General features: G+C 44.1%; 21 protein-coding genes. 10 read left to right on the top strand and 11 right to left on the bottom strand.

All coding sequences use genetic code 11. The annotated features are described in order from the left end of the window. The first annotated feature begins 41 nt into the window (after positions 1 to 41). The 5 genes from leuB to TY16_RS05735 all read left to right on the top strand — a co-directional run bounded on the left by leuB (position 42) and on the right by TY16_RS05735 (position 6,749). Complete coding sequence (leuB, locus tag TY16_RS05755; RefSeq protein ID WP_043930845.1) at positions 42 to 1,148, top strand: 3-isopropylmalate dehydrogenase; 1,107 nt, start codon at positions 42 to 44, stop codon at positions 1,146 to 1,148. A 200-nt stretch (positions 1,149 to 1,348) separates the two neighbouring features. Next, positions 1,349 to 2,764, top strand: coding sequence for a 3-isopropylmalate dehydratase large subunit (gene leuC, locus TY16_RS05750; RefSeq protein ID WP_043930843.1), 1,416 nt, complete (start codon positions 1,349 to 1,351; stop codon positions 2,762 to 2,764). Continuing rightward, complete coding sequence (gene leuD / locus TY16_RS05745; RefSeq protein ID WP_043930842.1) at positions 2,765 to 3,346, top strand: 3-isopropylmalate dehydratase small subunit; 582 nt, start codon at positions 2,765 to 2,767, stop codon at positions 3,344 to 3,346. Positions 3,347 to 3,431: 85 nt separating this feature from the next. Then, complete coding sequence (ilvA, locus tag TY16_RS05740; protein ID WP_043934533.1) at positions 3,432 to 4,385, top strand: threonine ammonia-lyase; 954 nt, start codon at positions 3,432 to 3,434, stop codon at positions 4,383 to 4,385. 708 nt (positions 4,386 to 5,093) lie between these two features. Further along, entirely contained in the window at positions 5,094 to 6,749 is a 1,656-nt protein-coding gene (locus tag TY16_RS05735) for a glycerol-3-phosphate dehydrogenase/oxidase (protein WP_043930840.1), read from the top strand. Between the two features lie 65 nt (positions 6,750 to 6,814). Here the strand turns inward: TY16_RS05735 and TY16_RS05730 are convergent, their stop codons facing one another. From TY16_RS05730 to TY16_RS05715, 4 genes are read right to left on the bottom strand one after another with little or no spacing between them, the layout of a single operon-like run. Then, complete coding sequence (locus TY16_RS05730) at positions 6,815 to 7,465, bottom strand: nitrite reductase (RefSeq protein WP_442853244.1); 651 nt, start codon at positions 7,463 to 7,465, stop codon at positions 6,815 to 6,817. Positions 7,466 to 7,480: 15 nt separating this feature from the next. Then, complete coding sequence (locus TY16_RS05725; RefSeq protein WP_043930838.1) at positions 7,481 to 8,278, bottom strand: ABC transporter permease subunit; 798 nt, start codon at positions 8,276 to 8,278, stop codon at positions 7,481 to 7,483. A 30-nt stretch (positions 8,279 to 8,308) separates the two neighbouring features. Beyond that, positions 8,309 to 9,103: an ABC transporter permease subunit gene (locus TY16_RS05720; RefSeq protein WP_043930836.1), complete on the bottom strand. Its 795-nt coding sequence runs from the start codon at positions 9,101 to 9,103 to the stop codon at positions 8,309 to 8,311. After that, complete coding sequence (locus TY16_RS05715) at positions 9,100 to 9,993, bottom strand: ABC transporter ATP-binding protein (RefSeq protein ID WP_043930835.1); 894 nt, start codon at positions 9,991 to 9,993, stop codon at positions 9,100 to 9,102. Before TY16_RS05715 ends, TY16_RS05720 begins: the two co-directional genes overlap by 4 nt. Before the next feature lie 286 nt (positions 9,994 to 10,279). On the opposite strand from TY16_RS05715, the gene TY16_RS05710 reads away from it, so the two are divergent. Together TY16_RS05710 and TY16_RS05705 are read left to right on the top strand one after the other, a co-directional pair. After that, positions 10,280 to 10,465 carry a hypothetical protein gene (locus tag TY16_RS05710; protein WP_043930834.1) on the top strand — a complete coding sequence of 62 codons (186 nt, stop codon included), beginning with the start codon at positions 10,280 to 10,282 and terminating at the stop codon, positions 10,463 to 10,465. Beyond that, on the top strand, positions 10,465 to 10,662 hold the full coding sequence (locus TY16_RS05705; protein ID WP_043930833.1) for a YwbE family protein: 198 nt from the start codon (positions 10,465 to 10,467) through the stop codon (positions 10,660 to 10,662). Before TY16_RS05710 ends, TY16_RS05705 begins: the two co-directional genes overlap by 1 nt. 71 nt (positions 10,663 to 10,733) lie before the next feature. Here the strand turns inward: TY16_RS05705 and TY16_RS05700 are convergent, their stop codons facing one another. The 7 genes from TY16_RS05700 to TY16_RS05670 all read right to left on the bottom strand — a co-directional run bounded on the left by TY16_RS05700 (position 10,734) and on the right by TY16_RS05670 (position 18,510). Next, the gene (locus tag TY16_RS05700) at positions 10,734 to 12,452 is read right to left on the bottom strand and encodes a glycoside hydrolase family 3 protein (RefSeq protein WP_043934532.1); all 1,719 of its coding nucleotides are present in this window, start codon (positions 12,450 to 12,452) and stop codon (positions 10,734 to 10,736) included. A 49-nt stretch (positions 12,453 to 12,501) separates the two neighbouring features. Next, the gene (locus TY16_RS05695; protein ID WP_043930831.1) at positions 12,502 to 13,341 is read right to left on the bottom strand and encodes an HAD family hydrolase; all 840 of its coding nucleotides are present in this window, start codon (positions 13,339 to 13,341) and stop codon (positions 12,502 to 12,504) included. Between the two features lie 117 nt (positions 13,342 to 13,458). Continuing rightward, a complete protein-coding gene (locus TY16_RS05690) occupies positions 13,459 to 14,313 on the bottom strand; it encodes an SDR family oxidoreductase (protein WP_043930830.1) in 855 nt (284 codons plus the stop codon). A gap of 25 nt (positions 14,314 to 14,338) precedes the next feature. Beyond that, the gene (gene uxuA / locus TY16_RS05685) at positions 14,339 to 15,391 is read right to left on the bottom strand and encodes a mannonate dehydratase (protein WP_043930828.1); all 1,053 of its coding nucleotides are present in this window, start codon (positions 15,389 to 15,391) and stop codon (positions 14,339 to 14,341) included. 16 nt (positions 15,392 to 15,407) lie between these two features. Further along, complete coding sequence (gene uxaC, locus TY16_RS05680) at positions 15,408 to 16,820, bottom strand: glucuronate isomerase (RefSeq protein ID WP_081772895.1); 1,413 nt, start codon at positions 16,818 to 16,820, stop codon at positions 15,408 to 15,410. A 27-nt stretch (positions 16,821 to 16,847) separates the two neighbouring features. After that, entirely contained in the window at positions 16,848 to 17,861 is a 1,014-nt protein-coding gene (locus TY16_RS05675; protein WP_043930826.1) for a sugar kinase, read from the bottom strand. A 4-nt stretch (positions 17,862 to 17,865) separates the two neighbouring features. Further along, positions 17,866 to 18,510, bottom strand: coding sequence for a bifunctional 2-keto-4-hydroxyglutarate aldolase/2-keto-3-deoxy-6-phosphogluconate aldolase (locus TY16_RS05670; RefSeq protein ID WP_043930825.1), 645 nt, complete (start codon positions 18,508 to 18,510; stop codon positions 17,866 to 17,868). Between the two features lie 782 nt (positions 18,511 to 19,292). Here TY16_RS05670 and TY16_RS05665 point away from each other — a divergent pair. From TY16_RS05665 to TY16_RS05655, 3 genes are read left to right on the top strand one after another with little or no spacing between them, the layout of a single operon-like run. Next, positions 19,293 to 19,790 carry a TRAP transporter small permease gene (locus TY16_RS05665; protein WP_043930823.1) on the top strand — a complete coding sequence of 166 codons (498 nt, stop codon included), beginning with the start codon at positions 19,293 to 19,295 and terminating at the stop codon, positions 19,788 to 19,790. Positions 19,791 to 19,792: 2 nt separating this feature from the next. Further along, positions 19,793 to 21,088 carry a TRAP transporter large permease gene (locus TY16_RS05660; protein WP_043930822.1) on the top strand — a complete coding sequence of 432 codons (1,296 nt, stop codon included), beginning with the start codon at positions 19,793 to 19,795 and terminating at the stop codon, positions 21,086 to 21,088. A 49-nt stretch (positions 21,089 to 21,137) separates the two neighbouring features. Beyond that, a complete protein-coding gene (locus TY16_RS05655; protein ID WP_155922154.1) occupies positions 21,138 to 22,157 on the top strand; it encodes a TRAP transporter substrate-binding protein in 1,020 nt (339 codons plus the stop codon). The last annotated feature ends 183 nt before the right edge of the window (positions 22,158 to 22,340 follow it).

Raw genomic sequence — 22,340 nt, 5'->3', positions numbered from 1 at the left:
AACCCGTTCTAGCTTTTTCAAATAAAAAGGAGGACCAACCGATGAAAAAACATATCGTCCTGCTTCCAGGGGATGGAATTGGAACAGAAGTCATCAACGCCGCTCAGGAAGTTCTTACTGCTATTGCTGAGGAATACAATCATTCCTTCAGCTTTGAAACCCATGATATTGGAGGGGCGGCAATTGACCGCCATGGAACTCCCCTTCCCGAAGAGACCATTACAGCCTGCAAGAGTGCCGATTCTGTCCTGCTCGGAGCCGTTGGCGGGCCAAAATGGGATCACAACCCTTCCCATCTTAGACCGGAAAAAGGCTTGCTTGGGATTAGAAAAGCACTCGGCCTATTTGCGAATTTAAGGCCGGTAAAAGGGTTTGAACAATTGTTGCATACCTCCCCTCTAAAAGAAGATATTGTCAAAGGGAGCGACTTGTTAATTGTTCGGGAACTTACTGGCGGGTTATATTTCGGAACCCCAAGTGAGCGGCAAAATGACGGGAACTCAGTCGTAGATACCCTTTTCTATACACGCGAAGAGATTGAAAGAATTGTAGATACGGCGTTCCAATGTGCCAGGCAGCGGCGAAAGCAACTTACATCGGTTGACAAAGCAAATGTCCTTGAATCAAGTAAGCTTTGGCGCGAAATCGTCGAAGAGAAAAAACAGCAGTACCCTGACGTAACGGTTGAGCATCAGCTTGTTGACTCAGCCGCGATGAAATTAATCACGAATCCTTCCCACTTCGATGTTATTGTCACAGAGAATATGTTCGGTGATATTTTAAGTGACGAGGCTTCGGTGTTAACAGGTTCATTGGGAATGCTCCCTTCTGCAAGCCTGAGAGAGGATGGTTTCGGACTATACGAACCCGTTCACGGATCGGCGCCTGATATTGCTGGCAAAGGAATTGCAAACCCGGTTGCCATGGTGCTTTCCGCAGCCATGATGCTTAGGCACTCCTTTGGACTTGATGAGGAAGCTAAAGTTATTGAAGATACAGTTGAATCAATCTTGAAAGCCGGCTTCCACACCTCGGATATCCGGATTGAATCTGGCCAAAAGGTAAGCACCGAAGAAATGACAATCTTAATCACAGAATCAATCAAAACCAGAAGCGCGGCTAATTGTATTATGAGTTGTTATGCATAAGAAAAGCCGGAAGCACCCGTTTAGCTCCGTATGGCCTGGAGGGCCTCGACACGAGATAAAGGAAACACGAAGAGCACTAGCGATTCGATGTTGACTTATCGTAGCGAGTGGCCCGAAGGACACTAGGCGCTGGGTGCTGGAGCTAGACAATTCTAAGGAGTTTTTGTCATTCTTATAGCTAAAAGAAGAGGAGGTACTTTATGACTGCCAAAACGATTATCGAAAAAATATGGGAGAAACACGTTGTCCATCAGGAAGCAGGTAAGCCAGACCTATTGTATATTGATTTGCACTTGGTTCACGAAGTCACCTCCCCTCAGGCCTTTGAGGGTTTGAGAATGAACGGGCGCAAAGTCCGCCGCCCTGATAAGACGTTTGCTACTATGGACCACAATGTGCCGACGAAAAACCAACTGGTTATTAAGGATTTAATCTCCAGAAAACAAATAGATACATTGATGCAGAATTGCAAGGAATTTAACATACCGCTTGCTGACATCACCCATCCTGACAATGGGATCGTCCATGTCATCGGACCTGAACTCGGCCTTACCCAGCCAGGAAAGACGATTGTTTGCGGTGATAGCCATACCTCCACACACGGTGCTTTTGGGGCTCTCGCATTCGGCATTGGCACGAGCGAAGTGGAACATGTGCTTGCCACTCAAACACTTTGGCAGCAGCGTCCCAAAACAATGAATGTAAAGGTTAATGGAACACTTGGATTCGGGGTGACGGCAAAGGATTTGATTTTGGCGATTATCGGCAAATTCGGCGTCCGTTTTGGCACAGGTTATGTTATGGAGTATACGGGCGAAGCCATCCGCTCCCTTTCCATGGAAGAAAGGATGACCGTATGCAATATGTCAATCGAAGCAGGTGCACGTGCCGGGTTGATTACTCCAGATGAAACAACCTTTGAATACCTGCGCGGAAAAAAATATGCTCCGCAGGGAGAAGCTTTTGAAGAGGCTGTAAAGGAGTGGAGTGCGCTTGCCAGCGATGATGGCGCTGTCTACGATAAAACGGTCGAAATCGACGCCTCGGAAATCGCACCTCAGGTCACCTGGGGAACGAATCCGGGAATGTGTATCCCTGTAGATGCAGCCATTCCTGCTCCGGAATCGGCCCGGACAGATAATGAACGAAACGAAATCGAGCGTGCCCTTGAGTATATGGGACTAGAAGCAGGAAAGCCAATCTCATCGGTCACAGTCGAACATGTATTTATCGGTTCCTGTACCAACTCAAGGCTGAGCGACCTCAGAAGGGCAGCATCTGTAATCAGGGGACGAATAGTTAATCCATCGGTACGCGCTATTGTTGTTCCCGGTTCAAAGAGCGTTAAAGCTACGGCTGAACAGGAAGGCCTTGACGTAATTTTTAAGGATGCTGGATTTGAATGGCGGGATGCCGGCTGCAGTATGTGCCTGGCGATGAACGATGACTTTGTCCCTCCTGGCGAGCGCTGCGCATCTACATCGAATCGTAACTTTGAAGGCCGGCAAGGTACCGGGTCCCGAACTCACCTGGTTAGCCCCGAAATGGCAGCTGCCGCCGCGATAGAAGGCCATTTCGTTGATGTTCGGGAATACGCTGCCGCGGAGGTGCTTTAATTGGAACCAATTACAGTTCATACAGGTCTCGTCTTCCCTCTCAACAGAAGCAATGTTGACACTGACCAGATCATCCCTAAGCAATTTTTAAAACGAATTGAGCGCCAAGGATTTGGCCAGTTCTTGTTCTATAACTGGCGGTTTGATCTAAATGGCAATCCGCGCGAGGATTTTCCACTTAACTCCGAAAAATATAACGGTGCATCGATTTTAGTTGCCGACGAGAACTTTGGGTGCGGGTCATCACGGGAACACGCGCCATGGGCCTTACTGGATTATGGCTTTAAAGTGATTATCGCGCCAAGCTTTGCCGATATTTTTAAAAACAACTGTTTAAAAAATGGAATACTTGCCATCGAGTTAGAAGCAAAACAAGTTCAATCGCTTTTGAAAAAAGCAGAGGAAGATAGTTATTACGTAACAGTCAACCTAGAGGAGCAGACTGTACAGGATTCGGACGGCTTCTCTTACAAGTTTGACATCCCTCCATACAACAAGGAAATGCTGCTCAACGGCCTTGACGATATCGGGATTACTCTTTTATATGAAGAAAAAATTACTGTCTTCGAAAACAGCCGATAGATATTGGTTATATTGAACAACAAACATTTAAAAGGAGTGTGACTCCCTTGGGGATTCCTTAACGACTAATATGATTTCCGATGCGATGGAACAATTGGCAAAAATCGTGTATCGGACACCGCTTACAACATCTAGCTTTTTAAACCAATTGGCAGGGACCAACATTTTCTTCAAAATGGAGAACCAGCAAAAGACAGGCGCCTTTAAGGTCCGCGGGGCAAGCTACAAGATGGCCCGATTGTCTGAACATGAAGCCCAAAAAGGTGTTATAGCTGCCTCTGCCGGTAATCATGCCCAGGGTGTTGCATATGCTGCGGCAAGCCGCGGGATTTCAGCAAAAGTCTTTATGCCAGCCAGTACCCCTGCCGCAAAGGTTCAAGCGACGGAATATTATGGGGCCAAGGCCGTGCTTACTGGTGCTACTTTTGAAGAAGCATATACCGCCGCCTGCCAGGAGCAGAAAAAAACAGGCAGCTTCTTCCTCCATCCGTTTGACGATTACGAGGTGATGGCTGGTCAGGGAACGATAGCAATTGAAATGCTCAGTCAGGAACCTGATCTGGACACTATCATCGTACCAGTCGGCGGCGGCGGACTGATAAGCGGCGTTGCGGTGGCGGCCAAACAGCTTAACCCAAAGATCCGAATCATTGGTGTCCAGGCAGATGGAGTTAAGGGAATGCACGACTACTTCCATGGCTACCATTCTACATCGGTAGGGACTGCCAAAACCATTGCAGAGGGTATTGCTGTAAAGGAGCCGGGGAAGTTGACCCTGCCTATCATCCAGCACTTAGTTGATGATATAGTCACAGTAAGCGAAAAAGATATCGCCACTGCCATTGTTTACATGTTGGAAAGAAAGAAAACATTAGTCGAAGGTGCAGGAGCTGCAGCATTTGCAGCCCTTCTTGTCCACCGTAACACAATCCGCTCTAAAAACTGCGGCATTATTGTCAGCGGAGGCAATGTGGATATAACAGGCCTTGGATATATTCATCAGCTTGCTAACAGTGGAGCAATTTCTCTGCTTGCATAACGTTCACATGGCTATCAAATAGAAGGATTCCCTAATGGGGATCCTTCTTTTGGTCCAAAATCAAAAGGTAAATAGAAGAGTAGGAACAAAAGCGCAAGCGCCTTGGTGACAGGCAAAGTACCGCCTAAACGAAAAAAAAGCAATACTGCCCGCAGCATTGCCATCATTAACTTATTTTATTTCTTCCTGGATGCCTCCAGCTTCTTGCCAAGCATATATTCTGCTAAACAGTAGCAAAACTCCATACTGGCCACAATAACTGAGTAAGCATTTTTTACTCTATTCATGTTTATTCACCTCTAACCCATCAATTTATTCTACCATGATTTAATCAGATACCGCTACAGTTTCCTTTACAAGCTTGCCTTCACTCACCTTATCCATTTCAAGCCCCGCATCCCCACAAATCCAACTCATGCCTTAAGATATATATGAATAACACTCCATTATATATAGACTAATTTTACGTTATTTAGTTTCTTATCCTTTAAATTTCCTTAGGAAATTTCTTTGAAACGAATACGTGAATTGGTGATCCGACCCATACTAAGCACGTATGTTACAATGAAGATGAAATTTTACCCAAATTCAATAATGAAAGCTTAAATCAATCCTCATAAATTCATTCATTTTTTATGGTTACATGAACATAAATGTTTAAGGGTAATGGTAAGAGAGTCTTTTTTCTGTTTTAAGGAGGAAACTATCATGTCTTTTTCAAATCTCCGTAGGAAAGAATTTATACAAAGCCTTACATCCCAATCTTTTGACGTCCTCATTATTGGCGGCGGTATTACAGGTGCCGGGATTGCTCTCGATGCCGCAACAAGAGGCATGTCAGTTGGACTTGTTGAAATGCAGGACTTTGCAGCGGGCACCTCGAGCCGCTCAACTAAGCTTGTCCACGGCGGATTAAGGTACCTAAAGCAATTCGAGGTAAAAATGGTTGCCGAAGTCGGCAGAGAGCGGGCAATTGTTTATGAAAACGGCCCCCATGTAACAACCCCGGAATGGATGCTCCTCCCCTTTCATAAAGGCGGCACGTTTGGCAGTTTCACTACTTCAATTGGGCTGATGGCTTATGACTTCCTGGCAGGCGTTAAAAAAGGTGAGCGCCGTGAAATGCTTACACCCACCCAGACGCTAGAGAAGGAACCTCTTATTAAAAAGAAAGGCTTGCGAGGCGGCGGTTACTATGTTGAGTACCGTACTGATGATGCCCGGCTTACAATCGAAGTCATGAAAAAAGCCATTGAAAAAGGGGCGACTGCACTCAATTACGCTAAAGTTATAAAACTACTATATAATGAAGGAATTGTTTATGGCGCAGTTGTAGAGGACGTACTGACCGGTGAAGAATATGAAATTTATGCAAAAAAGGTCGTTAATGCGACAGGCCCATGGGTTGATAACGTGAGGGAATTGGATAACTCAAAGAAGGGTAAGTATCTGAAACTATCAAAAGGTGTCCATATCGTCATCGACCAATCCCGCTTCCCGCTCAGGCAGGCAATTTATTTCGATACCCCGGACGGCAGGATGATATTCGCAATACCGCGCGCAGGGAAAGCATACGTTGGTACAACCGACACTTTCTATGAAGGAGATCCTGTTAACCCGGAAATCACGGAAGATGACCGGAATTATCTTCTAAAAGCCATCGACTACATGTTTCCGGATGTAAATATCTCCGAAGAGGATATCGAGTCAACCTGGGCAGGAGTCAGACCCCTAATTTATGAGGAAGGAAAGGCCCCATCCGAGATTTCCAGGAAGGATGAAATTTGGGAATCTGACACCGGGTTAATTACGATTGCCGGCGGGAAGTTGACTGGGTACCGAAAAATGGCTGAGACAATTACGGATTTGCTTGTGGAAAAACTGTCAGCCGAAAGCGGGCGAAGCTTTTCGCCCTGCCAGACAAAGAATCTCCCAATCTCAGGCGGAGATGTTGGGGGTTCGTCCATGTTTGGAACGTTTGTGGAGGCTCAAGTAATAGCTAGAACGGAGGTTGGATTAACAGAGAATGAATCCCGTGAGCTTGCACGTATGTATGGTTCCAATACTGAGAAAGTATTTGAGGTTGCTGCATCCTACAAGGATGACAGTGCCAGCTCTGGTCTGCCTCCAGTTCTTTTCGCAAAATTGGCCTATGCCATCGAGGAGGAAATGGCGGTAACTCCAATTGATTTCTTTAACCGAAGGATCGGTGCAATTCTATTCGATATTCAAACAGTATTAGAATGGAAGGATCCTGTTGTCGATTACTTTTCTTACCGATTTGGATGGAGTGAGGGAGAAAAACAGAGGCACCTTGTTGACCTTGAACAGGCGGTTGCCCAGACTTCCGGTGCTTCCCTGTAATCCTTTATTGAGACATAAACCTATTGGAGCAGATAATTTCAAAATGCAAAGAAGCATGCCAATCTTCAACTGGATTGGCATGCTTCTTTTTCATTGATTTTTGCATTAAAAACATCTCTGCCATACCTTTTTAGGAACTTATGGAATGGCTCACGCTTCTTAGCCTCTTCCTTATACACCCGGATGATTCTTTCGACAGTTTTATAGAGTTCCTCCGGCTGAAGGCCCTTCCGAAATAGACTCCCTGCCTCGGCATCCCTTCCCTTCGCTTTACCGCCGATATATAAATCATAATGTTTGCCCATTTTCATGACACCAATATCATTGACGAGCGGTTCACCGCATCCAATTGGACAGCCTGTATACGCAGGCTTTAGGGTAAACGGAACTTGGATCCCTGCTATCCGCTTGTTTAACTCTATTGCAACAGGCATCCCTTCTTCCTCAGAACCTTTGCAAAAATTGCATGTTCGCAGGCTCTTAACAAAGCTTCCAACAGGGTAACAGCTCAGTCCAGCTGCTTCAAATTCCGCTATCACTTCATCCTTTTGCGTTTCAGGGATATCGATATAAAGCTGCTGGAAGGTTGTCAATTCAAGTTCATCACTATCATCCATGTACTTGGCGATAACAAGCAGTTGCCTTGCGGTCAGCTTTGCACCAAATCCAATACCTCCATTGACTGCCAGCTTAACTTTATTTTCAGTTTCCAATATCTTTACCTCCTGCTTTTAAACCTGCAAATCTCGCTTTCTATAAAAGGTATACGTAACCCAAACCATTATGCCTATAATTATGACAGACAAAAGGACATACACAGCATCAAAGCCGCTGCCATTCAGCATTTGAGCAGCATCGAAATATTTAAATGGGGTGATATATTTCAAGCCCTCAAGACTTTCGTCCATGTCAACAATTATTGATAGGATAAAAGCTACTAACAGTATTGTCGTTGCTATTGAAGCTGCCGATTTAGGATTTTTACATAAAGCCGCAATCCCTGTTCCAATGACCAAAAACATTACCTGCAAGATGAACAGCCCAGCCATTAATAACCCGATCTCACTCGATACCTCTTCTCCACTTGCATAGCTGTTGACAATTGCGATGGACGAAACAAGCGTGACGAAATTGAGTATGACAACATTCGCTAGTGCTGCCAACAGTTTAAAGGTGATAATTTTTTTTCTTGAAACAGGCTTAACCATCAGGAATTCTGTTGTTTTATCCCGTTCTTCTTTTGAAATAATAGTAGCTCCAAGCATTGCCGCATGAATCGTTGCCATTACAACAAGATAAAGGAAAAGAACTCCGTAAAATCCACTTGCCTTTGTTAAGTCGAACTCACCAAAGCCAAGCACGGTCCTGATTGTCTTTGGGATTTGTGAAATCAGTTCGTTTACTGCTTCCCCCGACCCTTCGTAATAGGAGAACTTCCCCATACCGCTGATTACCATAAGAACAACCCCGATACTCCACAGGATAAGAGATCTTAAATGCGCCTTTAATTCCCGTGCAAGAATATTCATGTCGACCCCACCTCCATTTCCGCTGCCGGACTATACGGCATGAATGTCCTTTTTTACAAAAATGAAATAGCTAATGAGAATCGCTGCAACCACAAAAATGCCAGATGCTACACTATAAGGGACCTCATAGGCAGCGTGCTTAATGATGTAGGCTGTATCGAAATATTTAAATGGTGAGAAATATCTCACTGCTTCATCCTCAAGCAGCGAACCAATTGCCGAAACAATAAAGAATCCAAACACGGTGCTAATTGAAATCGAGATGACAGATCGTACTTTTCCTAGTGTCGCAGAAACTAGCAAACCCAACGCCAGGAACATCAGCTGAATAAAAAACATCGACAATGAGATTAGTAGAAAGACTTTCATATTGAAGTCCTGGTCAACAGTAAGCGACATCGCAACCGTAATGACAAGATAGATAGCATTGGTAATGGCAAGTGCCACAATCGCAGCCAACACCTTGCTTCCAAGTACATCCGAGCGGCGGACTGGCTTTGTCATCAAGAACTCTGCTGTCTTGCCGGTTATTTCTTTTGATAGAACGCCCGTACCCAGGCTCATTGCCTGAATGGCCCCGCACAGAATGATATAGACGAACACAAACGAGTAATAGCCTTCAAGAGTCGCAATGCTATCTACATAAATTCCGAGTGCCTTTCTCATTGCCTCAGGCATCGAGGACAGCACGCTCTTGTAAGCGTCAATTTCCCCAAGCATTGATGAAAACATTGAGATAAACAATGCCGCAAGTCCCGCCATTGATAAAGCCCAAATGAGAATGGATTTACGGTAGCCCTTCAGTTCATGCAGGAACATATTCATTCCTTACCGGCCTCCTTCTCGTAATAATGCATGAAAATTTCCTCCAGGTTTGGTTCTTCAATCCAGGCATTGGCCAAATCAATTTCGGAGATTTTCCGCATGATTAAATTGATGTTTCCTCTATATAAAAAACTGATGGTTTTTCCTTCAATGGTGAGATTGCTGACTCCGTCCATTGCAAAATGGTCAGGGCTGACTTCACCTTTCACTTCCAGCTTGAAGTTCTTGTAACTGTTTTCGGTTAAGTCGCTGATTTTTTCAACCTTAACAATCCGCCCTTCCTTGATGATGGCAACACAGCTGCATAGCTTCTGTACTTCACTCAAAATGTGAGAAGACAGGAAAATGGTCGCTCCCTTTTTATTTTCTTCATGGAGCAGGTCAAAGAATTTCTGCTGCATAAAAGGGTCAAGGCCGCTTGTTGGCTCATCAAGGATAATCAGCTTCGGCTCATGAAGCAGAGCCTGAACGATCCCAACCTTTTTTCTGTTACCAAAAGAAAGATCGTCGATTCGCTTTTTCAGGTCGAGGTCCATGATGCTAGCCAGCTTATTAATCCGCTTTCTGCAATCCTTTTTATAAAAACTGGCGGAATACTTTAATAAGTCAATGACTTTCATTTTGTCATAATAAAACACCTCGGACGGGAGATAGCCTATGTCTTTCGCAATCTCTGGGGCAAATTTGATGCAGTCCTTCCCGAAAATTGTCGCGCTCCCGCTATCAGGGTAGATGAGCGATAGCAGGGTTCTAATAGTCGTAGACTTCCCTGCTCCATTCGGGCCAATGAACCCAAATATCTCGCCTTCCTTGACATTGAAACTCACATCAATAATGCCTCTAGACTTTCCATAGCTTTTGTTCAGACCGTTAATTTCGATAACATTCATGACGGCTTCCTCCTATATTATAGAAGCAACTCGCAATTCATTCTTGACCTCATTATAAACCTATTCCATTTCCCGCGGAGTAGTCTTTCTATAACTTTTTATACGTAAAACGCCATCTATTTTTTGGAACGGCGGCGTTAGTATCAAATTGGATGGAGTTACGATGATTGGAAGAATTGGCTGCTTTGGAGCCCAAGTATTCCTAGGTTATATTTTGGGTTTTCCCAAAACGGACAAAATGGATTATACTTAATGGACAAGCCAATCCAAACAAGGAGAGATTTCAATGAGCGAATCAAATGAGCCAAAAAAGAAAATTAGCCTCCAAGAGGCAATGAAACAGCAGCTTGCCAATAAAAAGAACCAGGCAGCCGCAAATAAAGGGAATGCAAATGGGGATATGTCGACAAAGAAAATGAAAAGTCAGCTTACGAAAAAGCCAAGCAATACTCGAAGGAAAATGGGTACCTAATGGATGGCCGCAGCCGCAAGGATATCACTCCCGGGTTTTCAGTGGATATAGTCCTAAAAGCCGACCAGAGGACAGGCAAGCTTACCCGGGGCATTGTAAAGGATATCCTGACCAATTCACCGTCACACCCACATGGAATTAAAGTCAGGCTGACAGATGGCCAGGTCGGCCGGGTTCAAAAAATCTATACAGATTGAACGAAAAATCCGATAAAAAATAGCAACTATCCCAATGGATAGTTGCTATTTTTAATTCAAGAGTACTTGGCTTACAGCCTTGTATCCCACTTATTGCACCAGACAAGTTCATTTGGAGTTCCTTTGAATTCGGACTCGCCCATGAGTTTATCAATGGTTTTTGTGATAGTGATTTCATCATCGTTGTAGGCGTTAATATATGCTTTCACCATAGGAACATCAGTCAAGTGAGTAGTGAAGTTCAAGGATACGAATACGGTTGGAACTTCATATACATACCATGGCACTTCATTGCTCATTGCTGTTTTCCATTGGATACGGTAGTTGTTTTGCGCGCCATAGCCGACGACATTGGCAAATACCAGAGCTGCATCAACCTCATCACGATATTTTAAAGTTGGGCCCTTGATACGGGTTGTTCCATCGTTCACTGTTACTTCAAAGCCGCGTCTTTCAAGCTCTGCTTTAATGAAATTCAGTGTTTCAGATCCTGCTTCATAAATTCCGCCCTTTTCACCTTCCAGGTAGTACAAACGGATGCGTTTATGTGTTTCGGGACGGATTGGCAGTTGGTCAAGAGTGTTCTTGACAAGAGTAATGCCCTTATCGGCAGCGGCTTTTGCACGCTCAATATGGTCCTCAGAGCCAACTACTTTCAGGTCGTCCCTAGTACGGAGCAATCCGCCTTCCTGTTGAGCTTTATGAAGGCCTAGAGAAGCCTTAAGGCCAAGAATTCTTTCAAGTGCATCCTGAAGGCGTTCTTCCGTAATCACGCCGTTTTTATAGCCGTTTAGCATGAAGTTATAGTCTTCATCGATATCGTTGAAGAATAAGAACATGTCACATCCGGCTGCAATCGCTTGAGGCACATACTCTTCGCGTTTCATGGCTGCAGTCATTCCCAGCATGTGGGCAGCATCAGTCAATACAAGGCCATTGAAGCCAAGCTTCGTTTTAAGTAACCCGTTAATAAGTTCTGGGGCAAGAGTTGCCGGCAGGACATCACGGTCGTCGAGGCCAGGAATCAATTGCTTTTGGTATTCAGGCAATGCAATATGCCCTGCCATGATAGAATGAACGCCGTTTTCGATGTGGTTGCGGTATACTTGACCGAACGATTCTTCCCACTCGTCTACGCCTAGTTCATTGACACCCATAACCAAGTGCTGGTCACGTTCCTCTGTACCGTCGCCAGGCCAGTGCTTGATACATACGCCGATGTTGCTTTCAGTCAAACCTTCAATATACGCATTAGTATGCTTAATAACCGTTTCAGCGTCTGTTCCATATGCACGGGTGTTGACGATGGTATTGCGCCAGTTTTTCAAGATATCGACGCAAGGGTCAAAATTCCAGTTAACTCCGATAGCTTGCTCCTCGCGGCCGCTGACATAACCGGCATCATAGGACACCTGTGTATCTCCGGAAGCTTCACACATTGCAGCCTTCGCTACATATGTACCGTCCTTCATAGCGCCATTACCGCCAGAGTCACAGTTTGCTGCCACAAGCAATGGCACCTTGGAGCCAGATTGCAAGCTGTTAATCAAATCCTGCACTTGCTCACCTGTACCGCCTTGATAACGAGCTCCACCGATATGGTACTTTTTCAAGATTTCTTCATTTGTCAAGTTGTTACCGCTGAATTGGTCTCCGCCAAAGAAGAAAAGATTAATGAACAATTGGCCGATTTTTTCTTCATCTGTCATTCCGGAAATTGTTTCTTGCACCCATTTAATGTCTTCATCGGATAAATTGTATGGCTTTGCCTTAAGATCGACTCTTGGCATTGGGATGTTTTTTCCTGCTATTTTCCGTTGCATTTTCAACACTCCTGATCTATTTCAAGTTGTCATTAAACTCATCAATCAGCATCTGCTGGTATTCACCCGCAAAGCTTCCATCAATGAATTTGCCTAGAGCTTCATTTCTAAAGCGGTCCCAGGAGAATTTTTCTTTGTTTACGAGGATTGGGTAAAAGAAAACGCCGTTTTTGTTGGCAGCATCCAAGTCGCCAGGCGCATCTCCAACCATTAATACCTGGCTTTCGTTAAAGCCGAATTCCTTCAATTGGCCAATGCAGTATGCCTTTGTGCCAGCTTCCTGGCCAAGCATAACGTCGACATGCGGAGCAAGCTCATGCCTTGTCCATTCATCCAATACTGCGGCACCATTAGCCGAAGAAACAATCGCAACATTCGCAACGTTTTGGGAAGCCTCAAGGCCTTCCTTTGCACCTTCGAAAGGTTTGTCTACTCCGGATAATTGTTCAATGGAATGATTAACAGCCTTACTCCACTCCAACGCTTTCTTTAGCTGCTCATCATTTGTTTTGTCAATTTCCCTTTGGAGAGCAGGTGCGGAAAGTTCAGGAGTTGTTTCAGTCCAGTTTTTAAAAGAAGAAATGTCAGGCATTTCAATGCCTTCTTTTTCAAGAGCTTCAAAAGTAGCTACTACACCTTTAAAACGGTTAATACCTCTAGTCATAGTGTAAAGGTTTAAATTGTTCCATACTTCAAGGAACCGATCCTCAATATGATGAAGTTTCCAGATGTTCACTGCCTCTGGACCAAAGGATTTCCGGTGCTTGACTTCCATCGTATCCATCGCACACCCATCGGAATCAACACATACCAGGAAGTCCTTCGTTTTTATGAACTCATTAATATTTTCTTTCATTGTTAGCCTCCACCTGTAAACAGTCATCTGTTGAAAACTGAAAACGTTTTTTGGAAAACACATAAAGGCTGCCCTGTCCGAAATCAATCCGGGCAGGGCAACCGAAAAATTGGTTAATTAAACTCCAGTGTAAGAAGAGAAACCACCGTCGATTGGAAGAACAACGCCTGTAACAAAGCTTGCTGCTTCTTCACTAGCCAAGAACAAGAGTCCGCCAACTAGCTCTTCAGGTTCGCCGAAGCGCTCCATTGGAGTGCTGTTCAGGATCTTGCCTGTACGTGCTGTTGGAGTTCCATCTTCGTTGAACAATAGCGCCCTATTTTGTGCAGTTGCCAGGAAGCCTGGTGCAATCGCATTAACACGGATGCCTGCTTTTGCAAAGTATGTTGCAAGCCATTGAGTAAAGTTTGAAATCGCTGCTTTAGCACCGCTGTATGCAGGGATTTTAGTCAATGGAGTGTATGCATTCATTGAAGAAACGTTGATGATGCAAGTACCTTTTTTCTCAGTCATGCCCTTCGCAAATACTTGGGAAGGAAGCAAAGTTCCAAGGAAGTTCAAGTCGAATACGAAGCCAACACCCTTAGGGTCAAGTTCGAAGAAAGTCTTTAGATCTGGGTTGTTTTTAACTTCCTCTGCATTGTAAAACTCATCATCTGTTGTACCGCGAGGGTTGTTTCCGCCTGCACCGTTTAGAAGAATATCGCAAGTGCCAAGCTCTTTCTCTACGATTTCGCGAGCTTTTTCAAGTGCTTCACGGTCAAGTACGTTAGCCGCAACACCAATCGCAGTACCGCCAGCTTCCTTGATTTCTGCAGCGATTCTATCAGCTGGTTCTTGGTTAAGGTCAAGGATTGCCACCTTCGCACCGCATTCAGCCAATGCTTTTGCAAAATATGAACCCAATACACCGCCGCCGCCTGTTACAACTGCGACTTTATTTGTTAAATCTACTTTAAATGGAACTGCCATTTCGGAATCCTCCTAAGTGTGAAAATTATTTGTTTTTTCTGCTCTTTTGTTCTGCTTCCCATAGGCCGTACAGGTAAGTTGCGCCAAGTGCGCGGTCATACAGGCCGTAACCAGGCTTTCCAGTTTCGCCCCAAATCATGCGGCCATGGTCAGGACGGATTGGGCCTTCGTAGTTGAAATCAGCCATTGAGCGAATCACTTCATACATATCGACTGAACCGTAAACAGATGGATGAGCTGATTCTTCGAACGAGAATCCGCCTGTCAGCTTAACGTTACGTGCATGAACAAAGTTCACGCGGCCTTTTTGGCCAAAGTATCGAAGCATTTCAGGGAAATCATTGTCAGGATGAGAACCAAGGGATCCACTGCACATTGTCAAACCGTTGTACGGGCTGTCGTAAAGATTGATGAAACGCTCAAGATTTTCTTTATTTGTAATGATACGCGGCAAGCCGAAGATGTCGAATGGAGGATCATCCGGGTGGATGGCCATCTTCACGCCAGCTTCTTCTGCAACCGGAATGATTTCCTTAATGAAATACTCAAGGTTTTCCCAAAGCTTTTCATGATCGACCTTGCTGTAGTGGTCAAACAATACTTGCAAATCTTCTTTTTTGTAGCTTGAATCCCAGCCTGGCAGGGAAAGTTCGCCTGTTAGCGGGTCCATCTTCTTGGCTACCTCTTCTTCGAAAATAAGAGCTGTTGAACCATCTGGAAGACGGTAATCAAGATCCGTACGTGTCCAGTCAAAGATTGGCATGAAGTTGTAGCAAACTACCGGAATGCCAGCTTTACCTAGATTGCGAAGAGTTTCTTTATAATTTTCAATGTACTTGTCGCGTGTTGGAAGACCGATTTTGATGTCTTCGTGAACAGGAACACTCTCAATAACAGAGATTTCAAGGCCTGCGTCTTCTACAGACTTTTTCAATTCCTCGATTTTATCCATTGGCCATGCTTCGCCAACCGGGATATCATAAATCGCAGTTACGATGCCTTTCATTCCGGGAATTTGGCGGATATACTCCAAAGGGATACTGTCTGTTTTGCCATACCAGCGAAAACTCATTTGCATAATAAAGTTCCTCCTTTTATTTCACTTCAATACTGAAGTAGTTCTTTGCATTGTTGTAACAAATATTTTCGATAAGCTTTTTCAATAAATCCTTATCGTTTGGTACTTCCCCATCCTCAACCCATTCTCCAAAAAGGTTGCAAAGGATGCGGCGGAAGTATTCATGGCGGCTGTAAGAAATAAAGCTTCGGGAGTCAGTCAACATACCGACAAAGTGCATAAGCAAGCCTTGGTCTGCCAATGCATTCAGCTGGCGCAGCATCCCTTGTTTTGTATCATTGAACCACCAGCCGGAACCAAATTGAATCTTGCCGGCTACCCCTGGTTCAGTTTGGAAATTCGCAAGCGTACTTCCAATCAAATCGTTATGGATAGGGTTCAGGTTATAAAGAATCGTTTTTGGAAGAGAGTTGTCCTTGTCCAGGGCATCAAGCAGCGCATTAAGCGGTGCTGCAACTTCACCTTCGTCATTGATGGAATCAAAGCCAGCATCTGCTCCCAGTTTGTTAAACATTCTTGTGTTGTTATTGCGAATCGCACCAAAGTGGATTTGCATTGCCCAATCGCGTTCCTTGTAGCACCTTCCTAAAAACACAAGAACAGCTGTTTTAAATTTCTCTTCGTCCTCAGCGCGCACGCTTTGGCCACCCAGTCCAGCTTCAAAAATTTTCTCGAGTTCAGCTGGCTCGGCCTTTGCAAATGGAATTGCTCCCAGGCCATGGTCGGAAAGCCTGCCGCCTTTTTGATGGAAGTACTCAACCCGCTCTTCCAGGGCTTTCAAGTAATCCTCAAATGATGTAATTTCCCGTCCAACAACAGTGCCAAGCAGCTCAACAAAGCCTTTGAAGGTATCTTTGTTGATTTCCACACCTTTATCCGGACGGAAGGTTGGCAATACGGTAACCGGAAAATCGCTGTTTGCAATTTGCTCATGGTATTGCAAGTCATCCGTCGGATCATCAGTGGTACAAATTACTTTTACATTAGAACGAAGGATTAGGTTTTGTACGGAGTACTCATCCTTTTCCAATAATTCGTTGCATTTGTCCCAAATTTTTTCCCAGCTGTTTTCGTCAAGCAACTCTTCAATACCGAAGTACTTTTTAAGTTCAAGATGAGTCCAGTGATAGAGCGGATTGCCGAGTGTGTTAGGAACTGTTTTTGCCCATGCGGCAAACTTTTCCTTTGGATCGGCGTCTCCTGTAATGAACCGTTCCTCTACTCCATTTGCTCTCAACGCTCTCCACTTATAGTGGTCACCCTCAAGCCAAAGCTCTGTGATATTGCTGAATTTCCTGTTTTCAGCGATATCCTTTGGTGAGAGATGGCAATGGTAATCATAAATCGGCAAATCTTTGGCATAGCTGTGGTACAAATCTACAGCTGTCTTATTTTTAAGCATAAAATTGTCGTGAATGAATACTGCCAAGTCACACACCTCCTAAAAGTAAAATGATTAACGATCAATTGCAAAAGACCGTGACATGTATCTCTCTACATCGGAAATCGGGATTAGATTGGCGTCGCCTTCAATCGTATGCTTTAAAGCGAAGCATCCGGTCGCAAATTCTATCGCATCTTGAGGCTTATAGTCGCTTATTAATGCATAGATGATTCCGGCCGAAAACGCATCGCCAGTGCCAACACGGTCAATAATGTCTACTTCCACTTCTCTGGACTGATAAATTTCCTTGCCATCATAGAGAAGAGCATAAAGCCGGTTTCGGTTAACAGAAACATGCTCACGCTTTGTCATGACAACATGTTTAAAGCCGAAACGCCTGCATAGAGCATCCATTATCTCCTGGTAATCCTTTGCAGATGGAGTTTCCGGGAGACGCTCTTTTAAATCCTGGCCGTTCTCATCAGGCAGGTTTAAAGGCTCTATGCCGATACAAACATCTACGTCCTTGATAAGCTCAGTCATTTTATTGCGTGCCACATCAAAAGGCCATAAAGCACTTCTGTAGTTAAGGTCGCAGCTTGTTGTCAGCCCCTTTTTCTTCGCAGCTGAGAGCGCTTCCTTGGCAATCATGAACAATTCGTCATTCAATGCCGGAGTGATTCCGCTTATATGGAACCAATCGGCATCCTCAAAAATTGCATCGAAGTCATATTCTTCTAGCTTGGACTCAGCAAAGGCACTGTGTTTCCGGTCATAATAAACCTTTGAAGAGCGGATCGAATACCCTTTTTCAAAAAAATAAATGCCAAGTCTATCTCCACCGCGCAGGACATGGCTCGTATCAACGCCAAACCTGTTTAGCTGCTGCTCAGCACTAGTACCTACAGCATTTTGAGGGAGTTTTGTAACAAACGAGCTTTGAAGGCCAAACTTTGCCAATGAAACAGCCACATTTGCTTCTCCTCCGCCATAAACTGCATCAAAAGATTGTGCCTGGACAATCTTTTGAAAGTTTGGGGCAGAAAGCCGAAGCATAATTTCCCCAAGTGTAACTATTTTTTTCATTGAGTTAGTCCGCCTTTACTTCAGCAAGCTTGTTCATAAACGAACGGGCTACTTCCTGTACAGAGCTGTAATCTCCATTTGTAACGCCCTTTGTTAGTGCGCTTCCGATTCCAACAGCAAATGCGCCATTTTTTACCCATTTATCAATATTATCGAGGCTTACTCCGCCGGACGGCATCAGTTCCACGTGAGGGATTGGGCCTTTAACATCCTTTATAAATGAAGGTCCCATAAGGCTTCCTGGGAACAACTTCACAACGTCTACGCCATATGAGAGAGCTTCCATAATTTCAGTTACAGATCCACAGCCAGGAAGATAAGGAACAGCATAGCGATTGCACATTGTGGCAATAGCTCCATCAAAATGAGGGCTTACTACATATCTAGCGCCCTTCATAATTGCGATTCGCGCTGTCTCTGCATCCAGGACCGTGCCTGCACCGATGATCATATTGCTGTCACCAAGCTTTGTTAGTTCTTCTATGGCATCCTCTGCTCCAGGTGTTGAAAACGTCACTTCAAGGGAGCGGATACCACCCGCGAAAGCTTGTTTGGAAATTTCCACAGCTTCTTCTTTGTTCTTGCCTCGAATAACAGCTACTAGATAGCCTTTGTGCATTTCATTGAGGACTTCGTATTTTGGTAGCATTGTTTTACCCCTTTCCTAATTTGGTTTGGAAAGAATCTATATTTCCGGACGTTTCCAATAAAAAATGTCGTATCCCGCAGGCACTTTTAACTAATCTTAGTGTGCATAACAACCTGCGTCCTATACGAAAACTTTTTCCATTTTGAAACGCCTTTCATATACACTTGTATACTAGCATACATCAAAGTTTAATGCTAGTTATAATGTTTATTTTTAACGAACTTTTTTCTCGGATGAAATTAGTGGAAATTTCACCCCATACTGACCCCCTTTTCAAGCGATTTCTAACCTTAAAAGAGGCTAACCTACTATCTAGAAGAGACCGATTATGAATCGGGACAACTTTTTATAGAATCAGGACAACTTTTTCAAAATACAGGACAGTTCCTGAAGGATACAGGACAGTTTTTGGACGATTTGGGACAAAGTTCATTCCAATGGAAAAGTCTCGCTCTACTTAGTGCACCCTACAATCAGTTTTTTCTAAAAAGCTGTGTTAATTGTTGGTTTGAGCGGAAGGCGCGAAAACTTGTTCGAAAATCCTCAACATCCTCAATTATGTAACGCTTAATTTCGCGCAATAATAACTTCCTTAGGGGAGTGAAAAGCAGACAAGCACAAACCCTTTTATGTGTTATCCTATAAATCCTATTAGGATGACATACTCCTGATAATTTATAAAAAAATCACAAATTCACCTAAAAAATGTCCATCATTAAAATTTAAGAATTGAAATTATAATAAGGGTAAGATTGAAAACGCTTTCTAAAGGAGGCAGCTAAGTGGAAATTCTCAAAAGAATAGGACTTATTATTGATTCTCTTTTCGAAAAATTCGCCCTGGCCTCATTATTGGGGCTGGTAGCAGTTGTATCCACTCAGGTCGTGACAAGGAAATTGTTTAACTTTGTTTTCTACTGGTCGGAAGAGATTACCTTACTGCTGCTTGTATGGTTCGCCTTTATGGCAATCGCGATTGGGTTTCGCGAAAACATTCATATGGGTGTGGATTCATTCACAGAATTCCTCGGTAAAGCATTCAACAAATTCTGGGATAAGGTCATTCACCTGAGCACTTTTGCTTTTGGAGCGTATCTTGTCATCCAGGGCTGGGACTTCACGGTACTAATGCTTGATTCAACATTGCCGGCAACCAAACTCCCTAGCAGTATTACGTATTTGGCTATGCCGATCTCCGGTATCATGATCTGTGCGTATTCCCTGCTGCAATTATTCAAAATAAACACATCCAGATATAAAGATTTGGAGGAGGGCCTCTAGGCATGGATACAAACACAATTGCCATAATTATTCTTTTAACAAGCTTTGTCCTGCTAATCATACTTCGCTTCCCAATTGCATTAACACTCGTCATCTCATCACTGTTAACAGTTATGTATCTGCAAGTCCCGCTTCCAGTCATTGGGCAGCAAATGGTTCAAGGAATGAATTCCTTTTCCTTGCTCGCTATACCATTCTTCATTTTGACAGGTCAGATCATGAGTGAAGGCGGCCTGGCCACACGGATTGTTAACCTGGCCAGCTTGATGGTCGGACGAATCCGCGGTGGGCTGGCAATGGTCAGTTCAGTGGCCTCATTGTTTTTCGGAAACATTTCCGGTTCCGCGGTTGCTGATGTATCATCCGTTGGTTCCGTCATGATTCCGATGATGAAGAAGAATGGATATGAAGCCGATTATGCAGTCGGCGTAACGATAGCGTCCGCCATTCAGGGCGTTGTTGTACCTCCATCCCACAACCTGGTCCTTTATTCACTGGCAGCAGGCGGGGTGTCAATCGCAAGCCTATTTATGGCTGGTGTCGTTCCTGGTCTCATTATGCTGGTTGCTTTATTGATTACTGGTTATATCATTGCAAGAAAACGCGGCTACCAGAAAGCCGATCCGATTCCAAGAAGGCAATGGGCAAGTGTGCTAATCCACGGGTTCTTATCGTTAAGCCCTGCAGTCATCATTCTCGGCGGTATTATGACAGGCTGGTTCACTGCAACTGAATCTGGCGCTCTAGCATGCATTTATTCTTTCATTCTTGCATTCGGAATCTATCGCGATGCTCCATTTTCAAAGATAGTGCCGATTTTAAAAAGAACAATGAGAACAGTTTCAATGGTATTTTTCCTGATTGCCGCTTCTGCTTCGTTCGGCTGGATCCTGGCATATTTGAAAATACCGTCTATGGTAACAGACTTGTTCCTGAGCATTTCAGATAATCCGCTAATCATCCTGTTAATCATCAATATTCTGCTTCTACTGCTTGGAGCTCCAATGGATATGGCACCAATGATATTAATCATGACTCCAATCCTGCTGCCGGTTGTTACAAGCTTCGGCATGGATCCAGTCCATTTTGGAATTGTCCTGATACTAAATGCCGGAATTGGCCTTTTGACACCACCGGTCGGGACCGTGCTTTTCGTTGGGTCGGCAATTGGAAAAATATCAATTCAACAATCAACAAAAGGTATGATGCCTTTCTTCTACGCATTGCTTGTCGTTCTGTTAATTATCACTTACATCCCTGAAGTAGTTATGTGGCTTCCAAATATGCTGGCTAACTAATTTGGGAAAAGTGTTACTTATAAAAAATAAGAGTAAGGGGCGTTGAATTTTGAAAAAAAGTAAATTTGCTTATTGCTTGGCTTCTGTATTAATTGCAGGCTCCCTCTTGGGCGCTTGCTCTAGCGGGGAAAAGAGCAGCTCAACTGAAGGCGAAAAATCCAAGGGACCTGAATACACTTTCCGCCTTGCCGACAACCAGCCCGTTGATTACCCAACCGTCATTGGTGATCAAAAGTTTGCAGATCTTGTGAATGAAAGAACCGATGGGCGTATTAAAATTGAAGTCTTCCCATCAGGGCAGCTTGGTGATGAGAAATCAGTTCTTGAACAGGTTCAACTTGGTGCAATTGAGTTCACTCGTGTAAACGCAAGCCCACTTTCCGAATTCAATAAAGATTTCACTGTTTTCTCCGTTCCTTATTTGTTTGATACAGAAGAACACCTTTGGAAGTTTCTAAATGGCGAAACTGGCACGAAATTGCTCGACGGATTAGAGTCTGCCAAAATGAAAGGCTTGGCTTACTATGATTCTGGTTCCCGAAACTTCTATGCTACTAAGCCATTGGAGAGTGTTGAAGACCTTAAAGGTTTGAAAATCCGCGTTCAACAAAGCACCATGAACATCGCAATGATGGAAGCCTTAAAAGCCAGCGCAACTCCAATGCCATACGGGGAAGTATTCTCTGCTTTGCAAACCGGTATCATTGACGGCGCCGAAAACAACCTGCCAAGCTTTGACTCAGCAAACCATTATCAGGAAGCGAAACACCTTATCATGGATCACCATCAGCGCGTACCTGAAGTGCTGCTGATCAGCAAGGCTGCCTGGGATAAACTTTCCAAGGAAGACCAGGAAATTATTAAAAAAGCTGCGCTAGACTCTGTAGAAACACAAAGGGAAGCTTGGGCTCAATATGAAGAAAAGTCACTTTCCAAAGTAAAAGATGCTGGCGTAACAATCACTGAAGTGGAAGATGTAACTCCTTGGAAAGATGCAGTAAAAGACGTTCAGGCTGGTTTCGGCAAAGACTTCCCTGACCTGTTTAAAGCTGTGGAAGATGCAAAGTAACAAGAAAAGCGTGAGTGCTTTTACGGCAGGCATAGAAATCCTGTCTCGCGAATGTTAATTCATCTAATTTACTTGTGGAGCTGGACACATCCGCACTTTATAAATAGTAAAAATATTCTTCTTTGTTAAAAAATAAGTAGCCTGTCTGGTAAATCTTTTGTTTACCAGTCAGGTTTTTTGCAT

It is taken from the genome of Bacillus sp. EB01 (assembly GCF_000613125.1).
Taxonomy (GTDB): Bacteria; Bacillota; Bacilli; order Bacillales; family Cytobacillaceae; genus Bacillus_D.
Note: the sequence above shows the minus strand (reverse complement) of the source record. Positions and strands in the feature narration are given on the sequence as shown.

Bases quoted from the DNA above. Each gene is read 5' to 3' on its own strand.
- leuB (WP_043930845.1), top strand. From the start codon at position 42: ATGAAAAAACATATCGTCCTGCTTCCAGGGGATGGAATTGGAACAGAA.
- leuC (WP_043930843.1), top strand. From the start codon at position 1,349: ATGACTGCCAAAACGATTATCGAAAAAATATGGGAGAAACACGTTGTC.
- ilvA (WP_043934533.1), top strand. From the start codon at position 3,432: ATGGAACAATTGGCAAAAATCGTGTATCGGACACCGCTTACAACATCT.
- TY16_RS05735 (WP_043930840.1), top strand. From the start codon at position 5,094: ATGTCTTTTTCAAATCTCCGTAGGAAAGAATTTATACAAAGCCTTACA.
- TY16_RS05725 (WP_043930838.1), bottom strand. From the start codon at position 8,278: ATGAATATTCTTGCACGGGAATTAAAGGCGCATTTAAGATCTCTTATC.
- TY16_RS05720 (WP_043930836.1), bottom strand. From the start codon at position 9,103: ATGAATATGTTCCTGCATGAACTGAAGGGCTACCGTAAATCCATTCTC.
- TY16_RS05715 (WP_043930835.1), bottom strand. From the start codon at position 9,993: ATGAATGTTATCGAAATTAACGGTCTGAACAAAAGCTATGGAAAGTCT.
- TY16_RS05710 (WP_043930834.1), top strand. From the start codon at position 10,280: ATGAGCGAATCAAATGAGCCAAAAAAGAAAATTAGCCTCCAAGAGGCA.
- TY16_RS05705 (WP_043930833.1), top strand. From the start codon at position 10,465: ATGGATGGCCGCAGCCGCAAGGATATCACTCCCGGGTTTTCAGTGGAT.
- TY16_RS05700 (WP_043934532.1), bottom strand. From the start codon at position 12,452: ATGCCAAGAGTCGATCTTAAGGCAAAGCCATACAATTTATCCGATGAA.
- TY16_RS05695 (WP_043930831.1), bottom strand. From the start codon at position 13,341: ATGAAAGAAAATATTAATGAGTTCATAAAAACGAAGGACTTCCTGGTA.
- TY16_RS05690 (WP_043930830.1), bottom strand. From the start codon at position 14,313: ATGGCAGTTCCATTTAAAGTAGATTTAACAAATAAAGTCGCAGTTGTA.
- uxuA (WP_043930828.1), bottom strand. From the start codon at position 15,391: ATGCAAATGAGTTTTCGCTGGTATGGCAAAACAGACAGTATCCCTTTG.
- TY16_RS05675 (WP_043930826.1), bottom strand. From the start codon at position 17,861: ATGAAAAAAATAGTTACACTTGGGGAAATTATGCTTCGGCTTTCTGCC.
- TY16_RS05670 (WP_043930825.1), bottom strand. From the start codon at position 18,510: ATGCTACCAAAATACGAAGTCCTCAATGAAATGCACAAAGGCTATCTA.
- TY16_RS05660 (WP_043930822.1), top strand. From the start codon at position 19,793: ATGGATACAAACACAATTGCCATAATTATTCTTTTAACAAGCTTTGTC.